18 protein-coding genes are annotated in these 23286 nt (G+C 63.6%); 14 read left to right on the top strand and 4 right to left on the bottom strand.

Features of this window, described 5'->3' with window-relative positions; translation table 11 throughout:
- Positions 1–4: 4 nt before the first annotated feature.
- From ACIOVF_RS03875 to ACIOVF_RS03865, 3 genes are all read left to right on the top strand, one after another.
- On the top strand, positions 5–2704 hold the full coding sequence (locus ACIOVF_RS03875) for a [protein-PII] uridylyltransferase (protein WP_401287691.1): 2700 nt from the start codon (positions 5–7) through the stop codon (positions 2702–2704).
- Between the two features lie 23 nt (positions 2705–2727).
- Positions 2728–3921 carry a succinyldiaminopimelate transaminase gene (gene dapC, locus ACIOVF_RS03870; RefSeq protein ID WP_093386680.1) on the top strand — a complete coding sequence of 398 codons (1194 nt, stop codon included), beginning with the start codon at positions 2728–2730 and terminating at the stop codon, positions 3919–3921.
- A 127-nt stretch (positions 3922–4048) separates the two neighbouring features.
- The gene (locus tag ACIOVF_RS03865; RefSeq protein WP_045193633.1) at positions 4049–4801 is read left to right on the top strand and encodes a M12 family metallopeptidase; all 753 of its coding nucleotides are present in this window, start codon (positions 4049–4051) and stop codon (positions 4799–4801) included.
- On the opposite strand, the gene ACIOVF_RS03860 is transcribed toward ACIOVF_RS03865, so the two are convergent.
- Positions 4794–6440: a Na+/H+ antiporter gene (locus ACIOVF_RS03860; protein WP_045193634.1), complete on the bottom strand. Its 1647-nt coding sequence runs from the start codon at positions 6438–6440 to the stop codon at positions 4794–4796. The genes ACIOVF_RS03865 and ACIOVF_RS03860 overlap by 8 nt on opposite strands.
- Before the next feature lie 230 nt (positions 6441–6670).
- On the opposite strand from ACIOVF_RS03860, the gene ACIOVF_RS03855 reads away from it, so the two are divergent.
- From ACIOVF_RS03855 to ACIOVF_RS03840, 4 genes are read left to right on the top strand one after another with little or no spacing between them, the layout of a single operon-like run.
- On the top strand, positions 6671–7033 hold the full coding sequence (locus ACIOVF_RS03855; protein WP_401287687.1) for an ArsC family reductase: 363 nt from the start codon (positions 6671–6673) through the stop codon (positions 7031–7033).
- A gap of 42 nt (positions 7034–7075) precedes the next feature.
- Positions 7076–8110, top strand: coding sequence for a 2,3,4,5-tetrahydropyridine-2,6-dicarboxylate N-succinyltransferase (gene dapD, locus ACIOVF_RS03850; RefSeq protein WP_045193637.1), 1035 nt, complete (start codon positions 7076–7078; stop codon positions 8108–8110).
- Positions 8111–8164: 54 nt separating this feature from the next.
- Complete coding sequence (locus ACIOVF_RS03845) at positions 8165–9370, top strand: aminotransferase class V-fold PLP-dependent enzyme (protein ID WP_401287683.1); 1206 nt, start codon at positions 8165–8167, stop codon at positions 9368–9370.
- A complete protein-coding gene (locus ACIOVF_RS03840; protein WP_195885819.1) occupies positions 9367–9777 on the top strand; it encodes a SufE family protein in 411 nt (136 codons plus the stop codon). Before ACIOVF_RS03845 ends, ACIOVF_RS03840 begins: the two co-directional genes overlap by 4 nt.
- Here ACIOVF_RS03840 and tcdA read toward each other — a convergent pair.
- A complete protein-coding gene (gene tcdA / locus ACIOVF_RS03835) occupies positions 9756–10577 on the bottom strand; it encodes a tRNA cyclic N6-threonylcarbamoyladenosine(37) synthase TcdA (RefSeq protein WP_045193641.1) in 822 nt (273 codons plus the stop codon). The genes ACIOVF_RS03840 and tcdA overlap by 22 nt on opposite strands.
- 289 nt (positions 10578–10866) lie before the next feature.
- Here tcdA and ACIOVF_RS03830 point away from each other — a divergent pair, with 289 nt between their 5' ends.
- From ACIOVF_RS03830 to ACIOVF_RS03815, 4 genes are all read left to right on the top strand, one after another.
- Positions 10867–13458, top strand: a complete 2592-nt coding sequence (locus ACIOVF_RS03830; protein WP_401287678.1) for a glycosyltransferase — start codon at positions 10867–10869, stop codon at positions 13456–13458.
- A 108-nt stretch (positions 13459–13566) separates the two neighbouring features.
- A complete protein-coding gene (gene dapE / locus ACIOVF_RS03825; protein WP_010224867.1) occupies positions 13567–14718 on the top strand; it encodes a succinyl-diaminopimelate desuccinylase in 1152 nt (383 codons plus the stop codon).
- Positions 14718–15530: a putative RNA methyltransferase gene (locus ACIOVF_RS03820; protein WP_401287675.1), complete on the top strand. Its 813-nt coding sequence runs from the start codon at positions 14718–14720 to the stop codon at positions 15528–15530. The genes dapE and ACIOVF_RS03820 overlap by 1 nt, the downstream gene beginning before the upstream one ends.
- 17 nt (positions 15531–15547) lie before the next feature.
- Positions 15548–15925, top strand: coding sequence for a hypothetical protein (locus ACIOVF_RS03815; RefSeq protein ID WP_045193646.1), 378 nt, complete (start codon positions 15548–15550; stop codon positions 15923–15925).
- An 87-nt stretch (positions 15926–16012) separates the two neighbouring features.
- On the opposite strand, the gene ACIOVF_RS03810 is transcribed toward ACIOVF_RS03815, so the two are convergent.
- Positions 16013–16222, bottom strand: a complete 210-nt coding sequence (locus ACIOVF_RS03810) for a cold-shock protein (protein WP_038996759.1) — start codon at positions 16220–16222, stop codon at positions 16013–16015.
- A gap of 222 nt (positions 16223–16444) precedes the next feature.
- On the opposite strand from ACIOVF_RS03810, the gene plsB reads away from it, so the two are divergent.
- The 3 genes from plsB to ACIOVF_RS03795 all read left to right on the top strand — a co-directional run bounded on the left by plsB (position 16445) and on the right by ACIOVF_RS03795 (position 20137).
- Positions 16445–18931: a glycerol-3-phosphate 1-O-acyltransferase PlsB gene (gene plsB / locus ACIOVF_RS03805; protein WP_045193647.1), complete on the top strand. Its 2487-nt coding sequence runs from the start codon at positions 16445–16447 to the stop codon at positions 18929–18931.
- Between the two features lie 84 nt (positions 18932–19015).
- Positions 19016–19414 (top strand): YbaY family lipoprotein, encoded by a 399-nt coding sequence (locus tag ACIOVF_RS03800; RefSeq protein WP_038996762.1) that lies wholly within the window; start codon positions 19016–19018, stop codon positions 19412–19414.
- 33 nt (positions 19415–19447) lie between these two features.
- Entirely contained in the window at positions 19448–20137 is a 690-nt protein-coding gene (locus ACIOVF_RS03795) for a DUF4197 domain-containing protein (protein ID WP_195885816.1), read from the top strand.
- A 76-nt stretch (positions 20138–20213) separates the two neighbouring features.
- Here ACIOVF_RS03795 and ACIOVF_RS03790 read toward each other — a convergent pair whose 3' ends face one another.
- Positions 20214–23282: an efflux RND transporter permease subunit gene (locus ACIOVF_RS03790; RefSeq protein WP_401287669.1), complete on the bottom strand. Its 3069-nt coding sequence runs from the start codon at positions 23280–23282 to the stop codon at positions 20214–20216.
- Positions 23283–23286: the final 4 nt, after the last annotated feature.

Raw genomic sequence — 23286 nt, 5'->3', positions numbered from 1 at the left:
CTCGATGCCCCAGGTGGATCCCGAGCTGTTCGATCGCGGCCAGTTCCAGGCGGAACTGGCCCTCAAGGCAAGCCCCATCGCTGCCTTCAAGAAAGCCATCCGCCAGGCCGGCGAGGTGCTCGACAACCGTTTTCGCAGCGGTCGCGAGATCCGCCGGCTGATCGAGGACCGCGCCTGGTTCGTCGACAATATCCTGCAACAGGCGTGGAACCAGTTTACCTGGAGCGAAGATGCCGATATCGCCCTGATCGCCACCGGCGGTTATGGGCGCGGCGAGCTGCACCCCTATTCCGACATCGACCTGTTGATTCTGCTCGACAGCGCCGATCATGAAGTCTTTCGCGACTCGATCGAACGCTTTCTGACCCTGCTGTGGGACATCGGCCTGGAAGTGGGCCAGAGCGTGCGCTCGGTCGATGAATGCGCAGAACAGGCCCGTGCCGACCTGACGGTTGTCACCAACCTCATGGAAAGCCGCACCATTGCTGGGCCCGAGCACCTGCGCCAGCGCATGCTCGAAGTGACCAGCACCGCGCACATGTGGCCAAGCAAGGAATTCTTCCTGGCCAAGCGGGCCGAGCAAAAGGCCCGGCACCACAAGTACAACGACACCGAGTACAACCTTGAGCCCAACGTCAAGGGCTCGCCGGGCGGGCTGCGCGACATCCAGACGGTGCTGTGGATCGCCCGCCGCCAGTACGGCACCCTCAACCTGCACGCCCTGGCCGGCGAAGGTTTCCTGCTGGAAAGCGAGAACAACCTGCTGGCCTCGTCCCAGGAGTTTCTCTGGAAAGTGCGTTACGCCCTGCACATGCTGGCCGGGCGCGCTGAAGACCGCCTGCTGTTCGACCACCAGCGCAGCATCGCCGCGCTGCTGGGGTTTGGCGACGAGAACCCCAAGCGTGCCATCGAGCAGTTCATGCAGCAGTATTACCGGGTGGTGATGAGCATCGCCGAGCTCAGCGACCTGATCATCCAGCACTTCGAAGAGGTCATCCTCGACGACGACAGTGGCAACGCCCAGCCACTCAATGCCCGCTTCCAGCTGCATGACGGCTATATCGAGGCCGTGCGCACAAACGTATTCAAACGCACGCCGTTCGCCATGCTGGAAATCTTCGTGCTGATGGCCCAGCACCCGGAAATCAAGGGCGTGCGCGCCGACACCATCCGCCTGCTGCGCGAACACCGACACCTGATCGACGACGAGTTTCGTAACGATATCCGCAATACCAGCCTGTTCATCGAGCTGTTCAAGTGCGAGATCGGCATCCACCGCAACCTGCGGCGGATGAACCGCTACGGCATTCTCGGCCGTTACTTGCCGGAGTTCGGTCTGATCGTCGGGCAGATGCAGCACGACCTGTTCCACATCTACACGGTCGATGCGCACACCCTGAACCTGATCAAGCACCTGCGCAAACTGCAGTACACCCCGGTTTCGGAGAAATTCCCGCTGGCCAGCAAGCTCATGGGCCGCCTGCCCAAGCCGGAGCTGATTTACCTCGCCGGGCTCTATCACGACATCGGCAAGGGCCGCCAGGGCGATCATTCCGAGCTCGGCGCGGTAGACGCCCAGGCCTTCTGCGCGCGTCATCAGCTGCCAAGCTGGGACAGCCGCCTGATCGTCTGGCTGGTACAGCATCACCTGGTGATGTCCACCACCGCCCAGCGCAAGGACCTCTCCGACCCGCAGGTGATCTACGATTTTGCCCTGCTGGTGGGCGATGAAACCCGCCTGGACTACCTCTACGTGCTGACCGTGGCCGACATCAACGCCACCAACCCCAGCCTGTGGAACTCCTGGCGCGCCAGCCTGCTGCGCCAGCTCTACACCGAGACCAAGCGCGCCCTGCGCCGCGGCCTGGAGAACCCGCTGGACCGCGAAGAGCAGATCCGCCAGACCCAGAGCGCGGCGCTGGACATCCTCATTCGCGAAGGCACCGACCCGGACGACGTCGAGCAACTGTGGTCGCAACTGGGCGATGACTACTTCCTGCGCCATACCGCCGCTGACGTCGCCTGGCACAGCGATGCCATCCTCCAGCAGCCGGCCGACGGCGGGCCGCTGGTGCTGATCAAGGAAACCACCCAGCGCGAGTTCGAGGGCGGTACCCAGATCTTCATCTATGCCCCCGACCAGCACGACTTTTTCGCCGTGACCGTGGCGGCCATGGACCAGCTCAACCTGAACATCCATGACGCCCGCATCATTACCTCGAGCAGCCAGTTCACCCTCGACACCTACATCGTGCTCGACAACGATGGCGGCTCGATCGGCGACAATCCCGCGCGCGTCAAACAGATTCGCGACGGTCTGACCGACGCCCTGCGTAACCCCGACGACTACCCGACCATCATCCAGCGCCGGGTACCGCGCCAGCTCAAGCACTTCACCTTTGCCCCGCAGGTGACCATCCACAACGATGCCCAGCGCCCGGTGACCATCCTCGAACTCAGCGCCCCCGACCGCCCCGGCCTGCTGGCGCGGATCGGCAAGATCTTCCTGGAGTTCGACCTGTCGCTGCAAAATGCCAAGATTGCCACCCTCGGCGAACGGGTCGAAGACGTGTTCTTCATTACCGACGCCGACAACCAGCCCCTGTCCGACCCGCAACTGTGCAGCCGCCTGCAGGATGCGATCGTCGAGCAACTGCGCGTCGACCAGGCGACCGGGGTGCCTTTGACCCGCCTGACCATTTGACCGTTTGACGAGACCTTGCGCCGATGAACAACGCTTTGAACCAGCTTCAGCCCTACCCGTTCGAGAAACTCCGTGCGCTGCTCGGCAGCGTGACGCCTGCGGCGGACAAACGCGCCATTGCCCTGTCGATCGGTGAACCGAAGCATGAGTCGCCGGCGTTCGTCGCCCAGGCCCTGGCCGACAGCCTCAAGCAAATGGCCGTGTACCCCACCACCGCCGGCCTGCCCGCCCTGCGCCAGGCCATCGTGCGCTGGTGCGAACAGCGCTTTGGCGTACCGGCCGGCTGGCTGGATGCCGACAAACACGTATTGCCGGTCAATGGCACCCGGGAAGCGCTGTTCGCCTTCACCCAGGCGGTGGTCAATCGCGCCGATGACGGCCTGGTGATCAGCCCCAACCCGTTCTACCAGATCTACGAAGGCGCAGCCTTGCTGGCCGGCGCCACCCCGCACTACCTGCCATGCCTGGACAGCAACGGTTTCAACCCGGACTTCGATGCGGTGTCGGCCGAGACCTGGCAGCGCTGCCAGATCCTCTTCCTCTGCTCCCCGGGCAACCCCACCGGCGCCCTGGTGCCGATGGACACCCTGAAAAAACTGATCGCCCTGGCCGACCAGTACGATTTCGTGATTGCCGCCGACGAGTGCTACAGCGAGCTGTACTTCGACGAACAAAGCCCGCCGCCAGGCCTGCTCAGCGCCTGCGTCGAGCTTGACCGCAGCGACTTCAAGCGTTGCGTGGTGTTCCACAGCCTGTCCAAGCGCTCCAACCTGCCGGGCCTGCGTTCGGGCTTCGTCGCAGGTGATGCCGAGATCATCAAGCCGTTCCTGCTCTACCGCACCTACCACGGCTGCGCCATGCCGGTGCAAACCCAACTGGCGAGCATCGCCGCCTGGAACGACGAACAACACGTACTGGCCAACCGCGACCTGTACCGCGAGAAGTTCGACGCAGTGCTCGAAATCCTCGCCCCGGTGCTGGATGTGCAGCGCCCGGACGGCGGCTTCTACCTGTGGGCCAAGGTGCCAGGCGACGACGCAGCGTTCACCCGTGACCTGTTCGAAGCCCAGCACGTGACCGTAGTGCCGGGTTCGTACCTGTCGCGCGAAGTGGATGGCGTCAACCCAGGTGCCGGGCGCGTGCGCATGGCGCTGGTAGCGCCATTGGCCGAGTGCGTCGAGGCGGCCGGGCGGATTCGAGACTTCCTCACCCGCTGATGGATCGGCGGCATCGGAACAGCCGGTGCCGCCTGCCCTGAAAAAGCCACAACTAAAGCTTTATCTACCACTTGATCCGGCGCCTGACTGGAGACACTTCACGCTCACGAACGAGAAGGACTCCCTCATGAGCGATTTGATCTTTTGCCGTTACCGCCACAACGTCGACCCGCAGCTTTCCTACGAAGCAGCCATCGCGGAAAACCCTGCCAATGCTCCCAGCCATTCAGGGTCGCGCAAAAAACGCGCGATTTATGGTTCCACCCGTCTCTGGCAGCCAGGGCGCACCCTGAAATTTTCGTTTCTGGGCTCACCCAGCACCGAACTGAAGTTGAAAATTCTCAATACAGGGAGCCAATGGGTGTCGCAGTCAGGCGCCAACCTCGGCATAGCCCTGTACCACGACAACTACCTGCAGGCCGATATCAGGATCAAGCTCGACCCCAAGGCCCTGCACAATGAGTCTGCCCTGGGAACTGATGCACTGCTGATCAAAACAAACGAAACAATGACCCTGAACGTCCTGCCGGACAGCGAATACTTCGAGCCGACCGTCCTGCATGAGTTCGGCCATGTCTTTGGCGCCACCCACGAACATCAAAACCCGTTAGCTGACATTCCCTGGAATGAAGACGAGCTCATGAAGGTCATGACCCAGCAGCGGGGATGGAGCGAGGCCGATGTACGCAGCCAGTTTCTGGAGAAGCAAACTGAAGCAAATACCTTGTTCACAACCTACGACCGCGAGTCGATCATGCATTATCCAATTGCGCAGTGGATGACCCTGGGTGACTGGGAAGTGGGGGCAAACAAGACGTTGAGCGAATATGATCTGGCATTCATGCGCCGAGCCTACCCCCTAGCCAACACACCTACCTGACCTGCCCCAGATTCGCCTCACTCATATCCAGCTCCCCCAGCACCTGACGCACCACATCATCACCTATCTGGTGCTGGCGGTGCAGGTTGTACAGCTCCAGGCGCTGGGCCCGCAGCGCCCGCAATCGCAAGCGCCGCTCCAGCTGGTCCATCTGTTCGGCCAGGGCCTGGGCTTCGGCGCTGTCGTTGAAGGTATCAAGCTGATGCCGGTATTCAGCCATCAAGCGCGCCTTGAGCTCGGCCGCCAGCGCCGCCTGCGAAGCGTCCAGCGGGGTGCCGGCCTCACTCAGGTCCTCTGCCTCAAGGGCATGAATCGCCGCTTCGGCCGTGCGGCGCCAGGCCTCCTGGGCTTCCTGACGCAGGGCGTCATCCGGGCTCTTGGTCACCCCGCGCAACAACAGCGGCAGGGCAATACAGGCCGACACCAGCGACAGCAGAATCACCCCGGCGGCGATGAAAATCAGCAAGTCGCGCTCCGGGAAGTCCTTGCCGGCGCTGATCAGCAGCGGCACCGACATGACACCGGCCAGGGTCACCGCCCCGCGCACACCGCCGACCGTCAACAGCCAGCAGGAACGCGCGTTGGGCATCAGCACCAGGTCCTCTTTACCACGCCAGCGGCGGATCACCCCGATCAGGCGCCAGATGCTCTGCACCCAGATAAAGCGCAAGGCCAGCAGTACCGCGAAGATCGCCACCACATCCAGGCAGCGCCACAGCAAGGTCGGCCACAGCGAGGCTTCGTGGCTGGTCACCGCCTTGATGATGTCGGGCAACTGCAGGCCCAACAACAGGAAGATCAAACCATTGAAGGCGAACTCCAGCAGCGACCAGACGCTGCGGTTGAGCAGGCGCGTGCTGGTCTGCCGGGGCAGCAGGTCAAGCCAGCTTTGCATCATCCCAGCCGCTACCGCCGAGAGAATGCCGGAGGCGCCCAGGCGCTCGGCCAGCACGTAGGCGGCAAACGGCAGCAGCAACATGAACACCACGTGGGTGGCCGGGTCATCCCAGCCACGGGCGATCATCCAGGCACGCAGGCGCCCGACCAGCCAGCTCAGGGCGACACCGATGGCCAGGCCGCCGACAGCCACCAGCACGAAGGTCAGGCTGGCCTCGGCCAGCGAGAACACGCCGGTGATTGCCGCGGCCAGGGCGAATTTGAAGGTCACCAGGCCCGAGGCGTCGTTCATCAGCGCCTCGCCCTGGAGCATGTGCATCAACGGCGTCGGCAGCCGGTCCTGGGAAATGGCCGACACCGCCACGGCGTCGGTGGGCGACAGAACCGCAGCCAGGGCGAAGGCCACCGGCAAGGGAATGCTCGGCAAAATCCAGTGAATGAAATAACCGGCACCCACCACGGTAAACAGCACCAGGCCAACGGCCAGGGTCAGGATCGGCCCGCGCAACTTCCACAGATCGCGCTTGGGCATCCGCCAGCCATCGGAAAACAGCAGCGGCGGCAAAAACAAGAACAGAAACAATTCTGGGTCCAAGGCCACGTGCAGGCCCAGGGTAGGCCACGCCAGCAAGGCGCCAGCGCCGATCTGCACCAGTGGCAACGGCAGCGGGATAACCCGCCCGACCAGTTTGGAAACACTCACCAGCATCAGCAGGATGAGAACGGTGTAGGCTGATTGCATTCGGCGAGTCCTGTTCAATTCAAACGCATTCAATAACTTATGCGGGCCTGGGCACGGTTTTGCCATTGAAACGACATATTAGCCGCTTAGGCTGCCGGCGCACCGCTGCACAAAAGTCGCAGAACTGCCCAGAACCTGTAACACAATGCTACAAAGAGCCATGGCAACGCCAACCCAACGCCGCCGACCATGGCATAATCCTTCACCATTTTTTCCTAGGGGGGCAAGACATGACCAAACGCGACACGCCATTGCACCTTTATGGAATCAAGGCCTGTGACACCATGAAGAAAGCCCGCACCTGGCTCGAAGAGCAGGGCCTGGGCTACGATTTCCACGACTACAAGGCCCAGGGCATCGACCGTGCAAGCCTTGAGCGCTGGTGCGATGAACATGGCTGGCAAACGGTACTCAACCGCGCCGGCACCACCTTCCGCAAGCTCGACGACGCCCAGAAGACCGATCTCGACCAGGCCAAGGCCATCGAACTGATGCTGGCCCAGCCGTCGATGATCAAGCGCCCTGTGCTCGACCTCGGCAAGCGGACCCTGGTCGGCTTCAAGCCTGATTTGTACGCGGCCGCCCTTCAGTAACCCGGCGCCGAGCTTTCATTCAATTTCGCAAGAGGTAACTGCATGTCCACTACCCTGTTCAGCCTGGCCTTCGGTGTCGGCACCCAGAACCGTCAAGGCGCCTGGCTGGAAGTCTTCTACGCCCAACCGCTGATCAACCCGGCTGCCGAGCTGGTCGCGGCCATCGCCCCGGTCCTGGGCTATGAAGGCGGCAACCAGGCGATCGCCTTCAGCACCAGCCAGGCCGCGCAACTGGCCGAAGCCCTCAAGGGTGTCGATGCTGCCCAGGCCGCACTGCTGACCCGCCTGGCCGAAAGCAACAAGCCGCTGGTGGTCACCCTGCTGGCCGAAGACGCCGCATTGACTTCCACCCCGGAAGCCTACCTGAAGCTGCACCTGCTCTCGCACCGCCTGGTCAAGCCACATGGCCTGAACCTGGCCGGGATCTTCCCGCTGCTGCCAAACGTTGCCTGGACCAGCCAGGGCGCCGTCGACCTGGCCGAGCTTGCCGAGCAGCAACTGGAAGCGCGCCTGAAGGGCGAGCTGCTGGAAGTATTCTCGGTAGACAAGTTCCCGAAAATGACCGACTACGTCGTCCCTGCCGGTGTGCGTATCGCCGACAGCGCCCGTGTGCGCCTGGGCGCCTACATCGGCGAAGGCACCACCATCATGCACGAAGGCTTCGTCAACTTTAACGCCGGCACCGAAGGCCCGGGCATGATCGAAGGCCGTGTTTCCGCGGGCGTCTTCGTCGGCAAGGGTTCGGACCTGGGCGGCGGCTGCTCGACCATGGGCACCCTGTCCGGCGGCGGCAACATTGTCATCAAGGTTGGCGAAGGCTGCCTGATCGGCGCCAACGCCGGTATCGGCATCCCGCTGGGCGACCGCAACACTGTCGAAGCCGGCCTGTACATCACCGCCGGCACCAAGGTGAACCTGCTGGACGAGAACAACCAGCTGGTCAAGGTGGTCAAAGCCCGCGACCTGGCAGGGCAGACCGACCTGCTGTTCCGCCGCAACTCGCTCAACGGCGCGGTGGAGTGCAAGACCCACAAGTCGGCCATCGAGCTGAACGAAGCGCTGCACGCCCACAACTAAGTGGTACCATCGGGTCTGGCCTAACGCCAGGCCCGATTTTCAGGTCCGACCATCATGTTCCAGCCCTCCCCCTGGCGCGCTGACTTCCCAGCCATCGACGCCCTGCAACGCCAGCACCAGACCTACCTGGACAGCGCCGCTACCACGCAAAAACCGCAACTCCTGCTCGATGCCCTGAGCCACTATTACGGCCATGGTGCTGCCAATGTGCACCGTGCCCAACACCTGCCCGGCGCCCTGGCTACCCAGGCCTTCGAACGCAGCCGCGACAAGGTCGCCGGCTGGCTGAACGCCGCCGACAGCCAGCAGATTGTCTTCACCCACGGCGCCACCTCGGCCCTGAACCTGCTCGCCTACGGGCTTGAGCCGCTGTTCGAGGCCGGTGACGAAATTGCCATCAGCGCCCTCGAACACCATGCCAACCTGCTGCCCTGGCAACAGCTGGCCCAGCGTCGTGGGCTCAAGCTGGTGGTGCTGCCACTGGACAGCCGCGGCCTGATCGATCTGAACATTGCCCTGCAACTGATTGGCCCGCGTACCCGGGTGCTGGCGGTCAGCCAGCTGTCCAATGTCCTCGGCGCCTGGCAGCCGCTGGAGCCCCTGCTGGCCCATGCCCAGGCCCAAGGTGCACTAACCGTGGTCGACGGTGCCCAGGGCGTGGTCCACGGCCGTCACGACGTTCGCCAACTGGGCTGCGATTTCTACGTGTTCTCCAGCCACAAGCTCTATGGCCCGGACGGTGTCGGTGTGCTCTACGGCCGCAGTGAAGCCCTGGCGCGCCTGCGACACTGGCAGTTCGGCGGCGAGATGGTCCAGGTCGCCGACTACCACAGCGCCAGCTTTCGCCCGGCGCCCCTGGGTTTTGAAGCCGGTACGCCGCCGATTGCCAGCGTCATCGGCCTCGGGGCCAGCCTCGATTACCTGGCCGGCCTGGATGCCAATGCTGTTGCCGAGCATGAAGCCGGCCTGCACCGCCACCTGCTGCGTGGCCTCAACGACCGCGAAGGCATCCGCCTGCTCGGTCAGCCGCAAGTGGCCCTGGCCAGTTTCGTGGTCGAGGGCGTGCACAACGCTGACCTGGCCCATATGCTCACCGAGCAGGGCATCGCCGTACGCGCCGGCCATCACTGCGCCATGCCGTTGCTGAAAAGCCTCGGCCTGGACGGTGCCATCCGCGTATCGCTGGGCTTGTACAACGACTCCGACGACCTGCAGCGCTTCTTCGACGCCCTGGATCAGGCCCTGGAGCTGCTGCGATGAGCCTGCCTGTCGCTGCGCAGCAAGCCCTTGATTCGTTCGAACAAGCAGCCGGCTGGGAACAACGCGCGCGCCTGCTGATGCAATGGGGCGAGCACCTGGTGCCCTTGAGCGAAGAAGAAAAGTCCGAAGCCAACCGAGTCCATGGCTGCGAAAGCCAGGTCTGGCTGGTGGCGGCACAGCAAGATGGTCAGTGGCGCTTCAAAGGCGCCAGCGATGCACGGATCATCCGCGGTTTGCTGGCGCTGCTGCTGGTGCGGGTCGAGGGCCTGTCCAGCGCTGAGCTTGCGCAACTGGACCTGCCCGCCTGGTTCAACCAGCTAGGCCTGGGCCGCCAGCTCTCACCCTCGCGCAGCAACGGCCTGAACGCCGTGCTGCAACGCATGGCTCAGCTTGCCGCAGGTGTCTGAGCCTGGCGCTCGGACGGGCGCCGAGCGCCGGCCACAAGCTTTTCCACCGCTTTGCTGGCGGCGACCATGCCGAAGGTCGCGGTGACCATCATCACCGCGCCGAAGCCGCCTGAGCAGTCCAGCTTAACCCCTTCGCCAACAAAACTCTTCTGCAGACAGACGCTGCCGTCACCCTTGGGGTAGCGCAGCTGTTCGGTGGAAAACACACAGGGCACGCTGTAGTTGCGGGTTACCGTGCGGGAAAAGCCGTAGTCGCGGCGCAAGGTCGAACGCACCCGCGAGGCCAGCGGATCGTTGAAGGTCTTGTTCAGGTCGGCGACGCGGATCTGGGTTGGATCGATCTGCCCGCCGGCGCCCCCGGTGCTGATGATGGTGACTTTGTGGCGCTTGCACCAGCCGATCAGCGCGGCCTTGGCCATGACGCTGTCGATGCAGTCAATCACACAGTCGATGTGTTCGCCGATGTACTCGGGCAGGGTTTCCTTGGTGACGAAGTCCACCACCGCATGCACCTTGCACGCCGGGTTGATGGCCCGCAGGCGCTCGGCCATGACCTCGGCCTTGGCCCGGCCGATATTGCCTTCCTGGGCATGCAGCTGGCGGTTGGTATTACTGACGCAGACATCATCGAGGTCGAACAGCGATATTTCGCCCACGCCGCTGCGGGCCATGGCTTCGGCCGCCCAGGAGCCGACCCCGCCGATACCGACGATAGCCACATGGGCCTCGCGCAGGCGCTGCAGGCCGTTGTCACCGTATAACCGGGCGACACCGGCAAAGCGTGGATCTTCTGTACTCATGGCCCAACCCCGAAAAAACCGGCGCGTATTATAGGCCTCTTGGGGTGCGATGACACCCTGCCGTGGCCGCCACCCGAGTCATGCATTGGTCAAGGCAGTTGTAATCCTGCTTTAATGTCCTATGCAATCCAAAGACTTGGACGACAAAAGTACGGGCTAAGAACTTCAGCTCCTGAAGCCAATCCAATCTTCTGCCACCGACCTGTTCTTACACAAGCTGAGCAGGAAGCACGCAGGATTCGCGCCTCATGGCGCCCGCCCGTTCCACCTTTCGGAACCCGAACTATCTATGTCATCGCGTAAATTTGGTATCAACCTGGTAATAGTCATGGCTATCGCCGCGCTATTCACCGGGTTCTGGGCGCTGATCAACCGCCCGGTTTCCGCCCCCAACTGGCCGGAGCAGATTTCCGGTTTCTCCTATTCGCCGTTCCGCCAGGGCGAAAGCCCGCAAAAGGGCCAGTACCCCAGCGAGGACGAACTGCGCCAGGACCTCGAACAGCTCAGCAAGCTGACCGACAGCATCCGCATCTATACGGTGGAAGGTACCCAGGCCGAGATTCCGCGCCTGGCCGAAGAGTTCGGCCTGCGCGTGACCCTGGGGGTGTGGATCAGCCCGGACCTTGAGCGCAACGAACGGGAAATCGACAAAGCCATCGAACTGGCCAACAGCTCGCGCAGCGTGGTGCGGGTGATGGTCGGCAACGAAGCGCTGTTTCGCAAGGAAATCACCCCCGAAGCACTGATCCAGTACATGGACCGCGTGCGCGCGGCAGTAAAAGTCCCGGTGACCACCAGTGAACAGTGGCACATCTGGAAAGAACACCCGGAGCTGGCCAAGCATGCCGACCTGGTAGCTGCGCACATCCTGCCGTACTGGGAGTTCATCCCGATGAAGGATGCCGGCCAGTTCGTACTGGATCGTGCCCGCGATCTGAAGCAGCAATTCCCACGCAAACCGCTGCTGTTGTCTGAAGTCGGTTGGCCGAGCAACGGCCGCATGCGCGGCGGTGCCGATGCCACCCCGGCTGACCAGGCCATCTACCTGCGCACCCTGGTCAACAAACTCAACCGCCAGGGCTACAACTACTTTGTCATCGAAGCCTACGACCAGCCGTGGAAGGCTAGCGACGAAGGCTCGGTGGGTGCCTACTGGGGCGTGTTCAACGCTGCCCGCCAGCAGAAATTCAGCTTCGAAGGCCCGGTGGTGGCCATTCCGCAATGGCGTGTGCTGGCGGTCGGCTCGGTGGTATTGGCGATGCTTTCGCTGACCCTGCTGCTGATCGACGGCTCGGCCCTGCGCCAGCGCGGGCGCACCTTCCTGACCTTCATCGCCTTCCTCTGCGGTTCGGTGCTGGTGTGGATCGGCTACGACTACAGCCAGCAATACAGCACCTGGTTCAGCCTCACCGTGGGCTTTTTGCTCGCCCTCGGCGCCCTTGGCGTGTTTATCGTGCTGCTCACCGAGGCCCATGAACTGGCCGAAGCGGTGTGGATTCACAAGCGCCGCCGGGAGTTCCTGCCGGTGCAGGCCGACGCCGCGTACCGACCGAAAGTCTCGGTGCATGTGCCGTGCTACAACGAGCCGCCAGAGATGGTCAAACAAACCCTCAACGCCCTGGCCGCGCTGGACTACCCGGACTACGAAGTCCTGATCATCGACAACAACACCAAGGACCCGGCGGTCTGGGAGCCGATCAAGGCGCACTGCGAGATGCTCGGCGAGCGCTTCAAGTTCTTCCACGTCGCGCCCCTGGCGGGCTTCAAGGGCGGCGCGCTGAACTACCTGATTCCGCATACCGCCAAGGACGCCGAAGTGATCGCGGTGATCGACTCGGACTACTGTGTCGACCGCAACTGGCTCAAGCACATGGTGCCGCACTTCGCCGATCCGAAGATCGCCGTGGTGCAATCGCCCCAGGACTACCGCGACCAGAACGAAAGCACCTTCAAGAAGCTCTGCTACAGCGAATACAAAGGCTTCTTCCATATCGGCATGGTCACCCGCAACGACCGTGACGCGATCATCCAGCACGGCACCATGACCATGACCCGCCGTTCGGTGCTCGAAGAGCTGGGCTGGGCCGACTGGTGCATTTGCGAAGACGCCGAACTGGGCCTGCGGGTGTTCGAGAAAGGCTACTCGGCGGCGTATTCCCACGAGAGCTATGGCAAAGGCCTGATGCCCGACACCTTCATCGACTTCAAGAAGCAGCGCTTTCGCTGGGCCTATGGCGCCATCCAGATCATCAAGCGCCATGCCGCAAGCCTGTTGCGCGGCAAGGACTCGGAACTGACCCGTGGCCAGCGCTACCACTTCCTCGCCGGCTGGCTGCCGTGGATCGCCGATGGCATGAACATCTTCTTCACCGTCGGCGCCCTGCTGTGGTCGGCGGCGATGATCATCGTGCCGCAGCGGGTCGACCCGCCGCTGCTGATCTTCGCGATTCCGCCACTGGCGTTGTTCGTGTTCAAGGTCGGCAAGATCGTGTTCCTCTACCGCCGCGCGGTGGGCGTGAACCTCAAGGACGCCTTCGCCGCGGCCCTGGCCGGCCTTGCGCTGTCGCACACCATCGCCAAGGCGGTGCTGTACGGCTTCTTCACCAGCAGCATCCCGTTCTTCCGCACGCCGAAGAACGCCGACAGCCATGGCTTGCTGGTGGCGCTGTCAGAGGCCCGTGAAGAGCTGTTCATCATGTTGCTGCTGTGGGGCGCAGCGGCCGGGATCTACCTGGTCCAGGGCCTGCCGAGCAACGACATGCGCTTCTGGGTGACCATGCTGCTGGTGCAGTCGCTGCCCTACCTGGCGGCGCTGATCATGGCCATGCTGTCGTCACTGCCAAAGCCTGTGGATGCCGCGCAGCCGGCCCAGGCTTCCTGAGCCTTGAGATAACCTGTAGGAGCGGCGGTGCGGCGCTCCTACAGGGCTCTGAATTGCTATAAGATAACCCCCCTCGAATTCGTGCCCTGCCTTGCCCCGGAGCTCCCCATGACGGCCCCAGCCGACCTCTCGCCTACCCTTGAACTGGCCTGCGACCTGATTCGCCGTCCGTCGGTTACCCCGCTGGACTTCGACTGCCAGAAACAGATGATGCAACGCCTGGGCGATGCTGGTTTCATGCTTGAGCCGATGCGCATCGAAGACGTCGACAATTTCTGGGCCACCCATGGCACCCAGGAAGGCCCGGTGCTGTGCTTTGCCGGCCATACCGATGTGGTCCCGACCGGCCCGGTGCAGGCCTGGCAGAACGATCCGTTCGATGCCCTGATCGATGCCGACGGCATGCTCTGCGGGCGTGGCGCGGCTGACATGAAAGGCAGCCTGGCCGCCATGGTAGTGGCCACCGAGCGCTTCGTCGCCGACTACCCCAACCATCGCGGCAAGGTCGCCTTCCTGATCACCAGTGATGAAGAAGGCCCGGCCCACCACGGCACCAAGGCCGTGGTCGAGCGCCTGGCCGCGCGCAACGAGCGCCTGGACTGGTGCATCGTCGGCGAGCCGTCGAGCACCAGCCTGGTCGGTGACGTGGTCAAGAACGGCCGTCGCGGCTCGCTCGGCGCCAAGCTCACGGTGCGCGGCGTACAGGGCCACGTGGCCTATCCGCACCTGGCCAAGAACCCGATCCACCTGGCCGCTCCGGCACTTGCAGAGCTGGCTGCCGAACACTGGGACGAAGGCAATGCGTTCTTCCCGCCGACCAGCTTCCAGATCTCCAACCTCAATTCCGGCACCGGCGCCACCAACGTGGTACCGGGCGAGCTGACCGCGCTGTTCAACTTCCGCTTCTCTACCGAGTCGACGGTCGAAGGCCTGCAGCAGCGGGTTGCCGCCATCCTCGACAAGCACCAGCTCGACTGGCACGTGGACTGGGCGCTGTCGGGCCTGCCGTTCCTGACCGAGCCGGGCGATTTGCTCGACGCAGTGTCGGCCAGCATCAAGGCGGTCACCGGCCGTGAGACCAAGGCATCGACCAGCGGCGGCACCTCCGACGGGCGCTTCATCGCCACCCTCGGCACCCAGGTGGTCGAGCTGGGCCCGGTCAACGCCACCATTCACCAGGTTAACGAGCGGATCCTGGCCAGCGACCTCGATGTGCTGACCGAAATCTACTACCAGACCCTGACCCGGTTGCTTGCCTGATGCTCACCTGCCCGATCTGCAGCGCCGCGCTGAGCACCCTCGACAATGGCGTGGCCTGCCCGGCCGGCCACCGTTTCGACCGTGCCCGCCAGGGTTACCTGAACCTGTTGCCGGTGCAGCACAAGAACAGCCGTGACCCGGGCGACAACCAGGCCATGGTCGAGGCCCGCCGCGACTTTCTCAACGCCGGCCATTACGCCCCGGTGGCCCGCCGCCTGGCTGAGCTTGCCGCCGAACGCGCACCCGCGCGCTGGCTGGACATCGGCTGTGGCGAGGGTTACTACACCGCGCAAATCGCCCAGGCGTTACCCGAGGCGGACGGTTATGCCCTGGACATCTCCCGCGAGGCGGTCAAGCGCGCCTGCAAACGCAACCCGGCGCTGACCTGGCTGGTGGCGAGCATGGCCCGGGTACCGCTGGCCGATGGCAGTTGCCAGTTCCTCGCCAGTGTCTTCAGCCCGCTGGACTGGCAAGAGGCCCTGCGCCTGCTGAGCCCCGGCGGCGGCCTGATGCGCGTCGGCCCGACCAACGAGCACCTGATCGAACTGCGCCACAAGCTCTACGATGAAGTGCGCGACTACAGCGACGACAAGCACCTGGCGCTGGTCCCCGAGGGCATGCACCACGCCCATAGCGAAACCCTGAAATTCCGCCTCAGCCTTGCCGACGGCAAGGCCCGCGCCGACCTGCTGGCCATGACCCCTCATGGCTGGCGTGCCAGCGCCGAGAAACGCGCGCGCGTCATCGACCAGGCCGAGCCTTTCGAGGTCACGGTATCGATGCGTTACGATTATTTTGTGCGCCAAGACTGAGCGCACCCGGAGCCCCTATGCGCCAACCCGATATCGAGATTTACCTGAAAGACGCCGAGGTCGACCACAAGCAGATCGCTGCCTGGCTCGGCGAAGCGCTTGGCCCGTGCAGCGACTGGCAGCAGAAAGGCCAGACCTACAAGTGCAGGGCCGGTAACATTCCAGTTACCTGGTTACCGAAGGCTGTGGGCAAATGGAACAGTCTTTACCTGGAGAGCGACCAGACCCCGTGGGATGATGACATTGCCTGCGCACGCGCAGCCTTTGCCGCGCTGAACGTCGAAGTGCGCTGTGCACCGGGCAGTTGGGTCGAGGAAGAAGGTGAAGAAGATGCCGATCGCTGGATCCGCATCAGTGCCGACGGTGAAGAGGAAATCACCTGGCGGACCAGCTGAAAACTGTCTTCGAAAAGGCCCGCCCCGGTCGTCCGGCGGCGGGCCTTTTCGCTGGTGGGCCCAGGCTCGAGGCTTGTGGCCCGGCGCTTACAGACCGACTACGTCTTCTGCCTGCAAGCCTTTCTGGCCCTGAGTCAGATTGTATTCGACCTGCTGCCCCTCGAGCAGGGTGCGATGCCCCTCCCCGCGGATGGCACGGTAGTGAACGAACACGTCCGCGCCACCTTCACGCTGAATGAAACCGTAACCTTTTGCGTCATTGAACCACTTTACACTTCCAGTCTCACGAGACGACATCTGCACTACTCCGGATTTTTATTTTGGAATCGCCTTGCATGCAGAGGGGTCACGGCCCCCTGCCGACGCAGCTTGCACAAATCTCTTGCAAGCGGCGGACCGAGTATATGACACACTTAAATTAATTTTCATGACCGGGGCGCTTTTTGCTGAACTTGCGCAGATACGGCACACTAGTCGACTGAGCAAATACTCAAAAATCTCATCCAGAGCACACACCGTATGACCCGTTCCCCCTTGCGCCGCCTGATCTTCGGCGCCCTGCGTCGCCTGTTGTACCTGTGGGTTCGCTCCGAGACCATCAACCAGTCATCCTTTACCCTGAACCTGGATCGCAGCCGGCCGGTGTTCTACGCCCTGCAGTCGCCGTCGCTCACCGACCTTGCGGTGCTCGACCGCGAATGCACCAAAGCCGGGCTGCCACGCCCGGTGCTGCCGGTCGCCGTCGGCACCCTGCACGAGCCGGCAGCGTTCTTCTACCTGACCCCGGAGCCCGACTGGCTCGGCCGCCAGGACAAGCGCGGCGCCCCGCCGACCCTGGCACGACTGGTCAACGCCATCAGCCAGCATGCCGAAGAAGACGCGCAGATCATCCCGGTCAGCGTGTTCTGGGGCCAGTCGCCGGCCAGCGAATCCAGCCCGTGGAAGCTGCTGTTTGCCGACAGCTGGGCGGTTACCGGGCGCCTGCGGCGCTTGCTCACCGTGCTGATCCTGGGGCGCAAGACCCGCGTGCAGTTTTCGGCGCCGATCCACCTGCGCGAGCTGGTGCAGCACAACAAGGGCCACGAGCGCACCGTGCGCATGGCCCAACGCCTGCTGCGGGTACACTTTCGCAACCTCAAGACCGCCGTCATCGGCCCGGACATCTCCCACCGCCGCAACCTGGTCAAGGGCCTGGTCCACGACCCGCTGGTGCGCCAGGCCATCGCCGATGAAGCCGAACGCGAGAAGATCCCGCTGGCCAAAGCCGAAGCCCAGGCCCTGCGCTACGGCAACGAGATCGCCTCGGACTACACCTACACCGCCATCCGCTTCCTCGAAGTGGTGCTGAGCTGGTTCTGGAACAAGATCTACGACGGCATCAAGGTCAACCACATCGAGCAGGTGCAGGGCATCGCCCCGGGCCACGAAGTCATCTATGTGCCGTGCCACCGCAGCCATATCGACTACCTGCTGCTGTCCTACCTGCTGTTTCGCAACGGCCTGACCCCGCCGCACATCGCCGCCGGCATCAACCTCAACATGCCGGTGATCGGCGGCCTGCTGCGCCGTGGCGGGGCGTTCTTCATGCGCCGCACGTTCAAGGGCAACCCGCTGTACACCGCGGTGTTCAACGAATACCTGCACACCTTGTTCACCAAGGGCTTCCCGGTCGAGTACTTCGTCGAAGGCGGCCGCTCGCGCACCGGGCGCATGCTCCAGCCGAAAACCGGCATGCTCGCCATTACCCTGCGCAGCTACCTGCGCTCCTCGCGCACGCCAATCGTCTTCGTCCCGGTGTACATCGGTTATGAACGGGTGCTCGAAGGCCGCACCTACCTGGGCGAGCTGCGCGGGGCGAGCAAGAAGAAAGAATCGATCTTCGACATCTTCAAGGTCATCGGCGCGCTCAAGCAGCGCTTCGGCCAGGTGGCGGTCAACTTCGGCGAGCCGATCCGCCTCGGCGCCTTCCTCGACCAGCAGCAACCCGGCTGGCGCGAACAGGAGCACGGCCCGCAGTTCCGCCCGGCCTGGCTCAACGAAACCACCTCGCGCCTGGGCGAGAAAGTCGCCCAGCACCTGAACGAGGCGGCGGCGATCAACCCGGTCAACCTGGTGGCCCTGGCGCTGCTCTCCACCAGCCGCCTGGCCCTGGACGAGCGCGCCCTGGCGCGGGTGCTGGACCTGTACCTGGCGCTGCTGCGCAAGGTGCCCTACTCGCCGCACACCACCCTGCCTGAAGGCGATGGCCTGGCGCTGATCAGCCACGTCAAGGGCATGGACCTGCTGGCCGAGCAAAGCGATGCGCTGGGCAAAATCCTCTACCTGGACGAGCAGAACGCCGTCCTGATGACTTACTACCGCAACAACGTGCTGCACATCTTCGCCCTGCCAGCCTTGCTGGCGAGCTTCTTCCAGAGCAGCTCGCGGATGAGCCGCGAACTGATCCTGCAGTACACCCGGGCCTTGTACCCGTACCTGCAATCGGAGCTGTTCATTCGCTGGGAGCTCGATGAGCTGGACGCGGTGGTCGACCAGTGGCTGGAGGCCTTCGTCGAACAGGGCCTGCTGCGCTTCGAGAACGGCGTGTACCTGCGCCCGGCACCGAGTTCGCGGCAGTTCGTGCTGCTGACCTTGCTGGCCCGGGCCATCACCCAGACCCTGCAGCGCTTCTACATGGCTACCGCGTTGCTGCTCAACAGCGGCCAGCACACCCTGAGCGCCGAAGAGCTGGAAGACCTGTGCGTGATCATGGCCCAGCGCCTGTCGATTCTGCATGGCCTGAACGCCCCGGAGTTCTTCGACAAAACCCTGTTCCGCCACTTCATCCAGACCCAGATCGAACAAGGCGTATTGCGCCCGGACAGCAACGGCAAACTTGGCTACCACGAAAAACTCAGCGAACTGGCCGAGGGCGCGGCCAAGCGCGTGCTGTCGGCTGAGGTGCGCCTGTCGATTCGCCAGGTCGCCCTGCAGCGCAGCGAAGAAGCCACCGAAACTGCGGTATAGGCCATACTGGCCAGTGCCTTTGGAGCAACACGAATCGAACCGCCTGGCGACCGCAACCGCGGCGCCGGCGCTAAGGAGCTACTGATGAAAAAACTGTCCCTGATCCTTCTTGGCAGCCTGCTGGCCGCGTGCAGCAGCACCCCTGAAGCCCCCAAGGCCAGCCTCGACGGCGAGGTCTTCTACCTGCAACGCATCGCCCTGCCGCCCGCCGCCACCCTGAGCGTGGCCCTGCAGGACGTGTCGCTGATGGACGCCCCCGCCGTTACCCTGGCCAGCCAGAGCGGCCCGGTCAAAGGCAATGTGCCGCTGCCCTTCCACCTGAGCTACGACCCGGCCCAGGTCAAGCCCGGCCACCGCTATGCGGTAAGCGCGCGGATCGAACTGGACGGCAAGCTGCTGTTCATCAACACCGAGCACCATGGCGTGCAACTTGATGGCAACGACCCGCAGCCGGTACGCATCAAGGTCGATGCCGTTCGTTGATTGATTGTTTTTCCTTCGTATAAGGATGCTGCCATGTTCCGCCCCGCTCTAACCTTCACCGGCCTGTGCGCCGGCCTGTTGCTGTCGGCCAGCGCCCTGGCGCTGTCGCTCGGCGACCTCTCGCAAAAAGATGCCTCCACCGGCCTCAAAGACGCCCTGACCCAGGGTGCCCAGGTAGCGGTGAAACAACTGGGTACCCCGGGTGGCTTCAGCAATAACCCGGATGTGCGCATCGAACTGCCCGGCAACCTGGGCAAAGTCGCCAAGAAGATGAAAGCCTTCGGCATGGGCGCCCAGGTCGACCAACTGGAAACCAGCATGAACAAGGCCGCCGAGGCCGCCGTACCGCAGGCCCAGGCGCTGCTGGTGGATGCCGTGAAGAAGATGACCGTGGACGATGCCAAGGGCATCCTCAGCGGCGGCAACGACTCGGCTACCCAATACCTGAGCAAAACCAGCCGCGAGCAGATCCGCGCCAAGTTCCTGCCGATCGTCAAGAAAGCCACCGACCAGGTCGGCCTGGCCCAGCAGTACAACAACTTCGCCGGGCAAGCAGCGACCCTGGGCGTGCTCGATGCCAAGAACGCCAACGTCGAAGGCTACGTGACCGAGCAGGCGCTCAACGGCCTGTTCGAGATGATTGCCAAGCAGGAAGAAACCATCCGCCAGAACCCGGCGGCGGCAGCTACCAGCATTGCCAAGAAGGTGTTTGGCGCGCTGTAAGCGCCAGCTACAAACTTCAAGCGGCAAGCCACAAGCAGTGTGAACAGCACCTCTTGCAGCTTGCCGCTTGTAGCTCTCAACTGCTCTTTCTGACCCTGAACCACCCCGCATACAGCGCCGGCAGGAACAACAGCGTCAACGCCGTCGCCACGATCAAGCCACCCATGATCGCCACCGCCATCGGCCCGAAGAACACGCTGCGTGACAGCGGAATCATCGCCAGCACCGCCGCCAGGGCGGTCAGTACGATTGGCCGGAAGCGCCTTACTGTCGCCTCGATAATCGCCTGCCAGCGGTCCAGCCCGGCAGCGATGTCCTGCTCGATCTGATCGACCAGGATCACCGAGTTGCGCATGATCATCCCCGACAGGGCGATGGTCCCGAGCATCGCGACAAAACCGAACGGCTGGCGGAACACCAGCAGGAACAGGGTCACGCCGATCAACCCCAGGGGCGCGGTGAGGAACACCATCACTGTGCGCGAGAAACTGCGCAGTTGCAGCATCAGCAGGGTCAGAACCACGACGATGAACAACGGCACCCCGGCGTTCACCGATTTCTGCCCGCGAGTGGAGTCCTCCACTGTGCCACCCACGTCCAGCAGGTAGCCATCGGGCAGCTCGGCACGTATCGGGTCCAGGGTCGGCAGGATCTGCTTGACCAGGGTCACCGGCTGTTCCTTGCCATAGATGTCGGCGCGCACGGTGACGTTGGGCAGGCGGTTGCGGTGCCAGATCACGCCTTCTTCAAAGCCGTATTCCAGGGTTGCCACCTGCGACAGCGCCACACTGCGGCCATTGTCGGTAGGCACCGCCAGGCTCGGCAGGTTGGCAAGCTCGCTGCGCTCCTGCTGGGTGCCGCGCAGGAGGATCTCGATCAGCTCGTTGTCCTCGCGGAACTGGCTGACCGCCGAACCAGTCAGCGAGCTTTGCAGGAACTTCGCCAGGTTCGCCGTGCTCACCCCCAGGGCGCGGGCGCGGTCCTGGTCGATGTTCAGGTAGACCACCTTGCTCGGCTCTTCCCAGTCCAGGTGAACGTTGACCACGTGGGGGTTCTCGCGCACCTTGGCAGCCACTTTGCGGGCCAGGGCACGCACCTGCTCGATGTGCTCACCAGTGACCCGGAACTGTACCGGGTAACCCACCGGCGGGCCGTTTTCCAGGCGCGTGACCCGCGAACGCAGGTCGGGGAACTGCTCGTCGAGGGTTGCGATCAGCCAGCTACGCAGCTGTTCGCGCTCCTCGATGGTTTTCGCCAGCACCACGAACTGGGCGAAACTCGGCGCCGGCAGTTGCTGGTCGAGTGGCAAGTAGAACCGCGGCGAGCCGGTGCCGACATAGGCCACATAGTTGTCGATGCCGGCGCGTTCCTTGAGCAGCGCTTCCAGGCGCTTGACCTGATCGGCGGTGTTGCTCAGCGAGGCGCCTTCGGCCAGCTTCAGATCGACCATCAGTTCCAGGCGCCCGGAAGCCGGGAAGAACTGCTGGGGCACGAAACGGAACAGCAAGATGCTGCCGACAAACAGCGCGATGGTCGCCACGATCACCGTCTTGCGCCGCTCCACGCACCAGCCCACCAGGCGCCGCACGCGCTGGTAGAACGGCGTGCCGTAAGGGTCAGGGCCGCCTTCGGCGGTGCCGTGCTTGGCCGCATGCAGCTTGGCCAGGTCAGGCAACAGGCGCTCACCCAGGTACGGCACGAACACCACCGCGGCAATCCAGGAGGCGAGCAAGGCGATGGTCACCACCTGGAAGATCGAACGGGTGTATTCACCCGTGCCGGATTGCGCGGTGGCAATCGGCAAGAAGCCTGCGGCGGTGATCAGGGTGCCGGTGAGCATCGGGAAGGCGGTGCTGGTCCAGGCGTAGCTGGCGGCCTTGAACCGGTCGAAACCCTGCTCCATCTTGATCGCCATCATCTCCACGGCAATGATCGCATCATCCACCAGCAAGCCCAGGGCCAGCACCAACGCGCCGAGGGAGATCTTGTGCAAACCGATGCCGAAGTAGTACATGGCGGCAAAGGTCATCGCCAGCACCAGCGGAATGGCCAGGGCCACCACCAGGCCGGTGCGCATGCCCAGCGAGAAGAAGCTCACCAGCAAGACAATGGCCAGCGCTTCAACCAGCACCTGAACGAACTCGCCGACGCCGGTCTTCACCGCTGCCGGCTGATCGGACACCTTGCGCAGCTCCATGCCGGCCGGCAGGTTGTGGGCAATGCGGGCGAACTCGGTTTCCAGCGCCTTGCCCAGCACCAGAATGTCACCGCCGGCCTTCATCGATACCGCCAGGCCGATGGCGTCCTCGCCCATGAAGCGCATGCGCGGCGCGGGCGGATCGTTGAAGCCCCGGCGCACCTCGGCAACATCGCCGATACGGAAAGTGCGGTCACCGACCCGGATCGGGAACTGCTGGATCTGCTCGACCGTGGTAAAGCGCCCGCTGACCCGCAGTTGCAGGCGCTCGCTCGGCGTCTCGAAGAAGCCTGCGGTGCTCACCGCGTTCTGTTCTTCCAGCGCCTGTTGCACCGCTGCCAGGGGCAGGCCGAGGGTGGCCAGCTTGAGGTTGGACAGCTCGATCCAGATCTTCTCGTCCTGCAGGCCAAGCAGCTCGACCTTGCCGACGTCCTTGACCCGCTGCAACTGGATCTGCACGCGGTCGGCGTAGTCCTTGAGCACGGCGTAATCGAAGCCGTCACCGGTCAGCGCGTAGATATTGCCGAAGGTGGTGCCGAACTCATCGTTGAAGAACGGCCCCTGGATACCCTGCGGCAAGGTGTGGCGGATATCGGCAACCTTCTTGCGGATCTGGTACCAGAGCTCGGGGATATCGGCCGAATGCATCGAGTCGCGGGCCATAAAGGTGACCTGCGATTCACCGGGCCGCGAGAACGAGACGATCTTCTCGTACTCGCCGGTTTCCATCAGCTTCTTTTCGATACGCTCGGTGACCTGGCGTGAGACTTCCTCGGCGCTGGCCCCTGGCCAGTTGGTGCGAATGACCATGGCCTTGAAGGTAAACGGAGGGTCTTCGCTCTGCCCCAACTTGGTGTAGGACAGCGCGCCGACCACAGCCAGCAAAATCATCAGGAACAGCACGATCTGCCGATTGCGCAGGGCCCAGGCGGAAAGGTTGAAACCCATCGGG

It is taken from the genome of Pseudomonas sp. NPDC087612 (assembly GCF_044743505.1).
Lineage (GTDB): Bacteria > Pseudomonadota > Gammaproteobacteria > Pseudomonadales > Pseudomonadaceae > Aquipseudomonas.
This window is presented reverse-complemented; position numbering and strand designations above follow the sequence as displayed.

Excerpts from the sequence above, each read along its gene's own strand:
- ACIOVF_RS03875 (WP_401287691.1), top strand. The coding sequence starts at position 5 with ATGCCCCAGGTGGATCCCGAGCTGTTCGATCGCGGCCAGTTCCAGGCG.
- dapC (WP_093386680.1), top strand. The coding sequence starts at position 2,728 with ATGAACAACGCTTTGAACCAGCTTCAGCCCTACCCGTTCGAGAAACTC.
- ACIOVF_RS03865 (WP_045193633.1), top strand. The coding sequence starts at position 4,049 with ATGAGCGATTTGATCTTTTGCCGTTACCGCCACAACGTCGACCCGCAG.
- ACIOVF_RS03860 (WP_045193634.1), bottom strand. The coding sequence starts at position 6,440 with ATGCAATCAGCCTACACCGTTCTCATCCTGCTGATGCTGGTGAGTGTT.
- ACIOVF_RS03855 (WP_401287687.1), top strand. The coding sequence starts at position 6,671 with ATGACCAAACGCGACACGCCATTGCACCTTTATGGAATCAAGGCCTGT.
- dapD (WP_045193637.1), top strand. The coding sequence starts at position 7,076 with ATGTCCACTACCCTGTTCAGCCTGGCCTTCGGTGTCGGCACCCAGAAC.
- ACIOVF_RS03845 (WP_401287683.1), top strand. The coding sequence starts at position 8,165 with ATGTTCCAGCCCTCCCCCTGGCGCGCTGACTTCCCAGCCATCGACGCC.
- ACIOVF_RS03840 (WP_195885819.1), top strand. The coding sequence starts at position 9,367 with ATGAGCCTGCCTGTCGCTGCGCAGCAAGCCCTTGATTCGTTCGAACAA.
- tcdA (WP_045193641.1), bottom strand. The coding sequence starts at position 10,577 with ATGAGTACAGAAGATCCACGCTTTGCCGGTGTCGCCCGGTTATACGGT.
- ACIOVF_RS03830 (WP_401287678.1), top strand. The coding sequence starts at position 10,867 with ATGTCATCGCGTAAATTTGGTATCAACCTGGTAATAGTCATGGCTATC.
- dapE (WP_010224867.1), top strand. The coding sequence starts at position 13,567 with ATGACGGCCCCAGCCGACCTCTCGCCTACCCTTGAACTGGCCTGCGAC.
- ACIOVF_RS03820 (WP_401287675.1), top strand. The coding sequence starts at position 14,718 with ATGCTCACCTGCCCGATCTGCAGCGCCGCGCTGAGCACCCTCGACAAT.
- ACIOVF_RS03815 (WP_045193646.1), top strand. The coding sequence starts at position 15,548 with ATGCGCCAACCCGATATCGAGATTTACCTGAAAGACGCCGAGGTCGAC.
- ACIOVF_RS03810 (WP_038996759.1), bottom strand. The coding sequence starts at position 16,222 with ATGTCGTCTCGTGAGACTGGAAGTGTAAAGTGGTTCAATGACGCAAAA.
- plsB (WP_045193647.1), top strand. The coding sequence starts at position 16,445 with ATGACCCGTTCCCCCTTGCGCCGCCTGATCTTCGGCGCCCTGCGTCGC.
- ACIOVF_RS03800 (WP_038996762.1), top strand. The coding sequence starts at position 19,016 with ATGAAAAAACTGTCCCTGATCCTTCTTGGCAGCCTGCTGGCCGCGTGC.
- ACIOVF_RS03795 (WP_195885816.1), top strand. The coding sequence starts at position 19,448 with ATGTTCCGCCCCGCTCTAACCTTCACCGGCCTGTGCGCCGGCCTGTTG.
- ACIOVF_RS03790 (WP_401287669.1), bottom strand. The coding sequence starts at position 23,282 with ATGGGTTTCAACCTTTCCGCCTGGGCCCTGCGCAATCGGCAGATCGTG.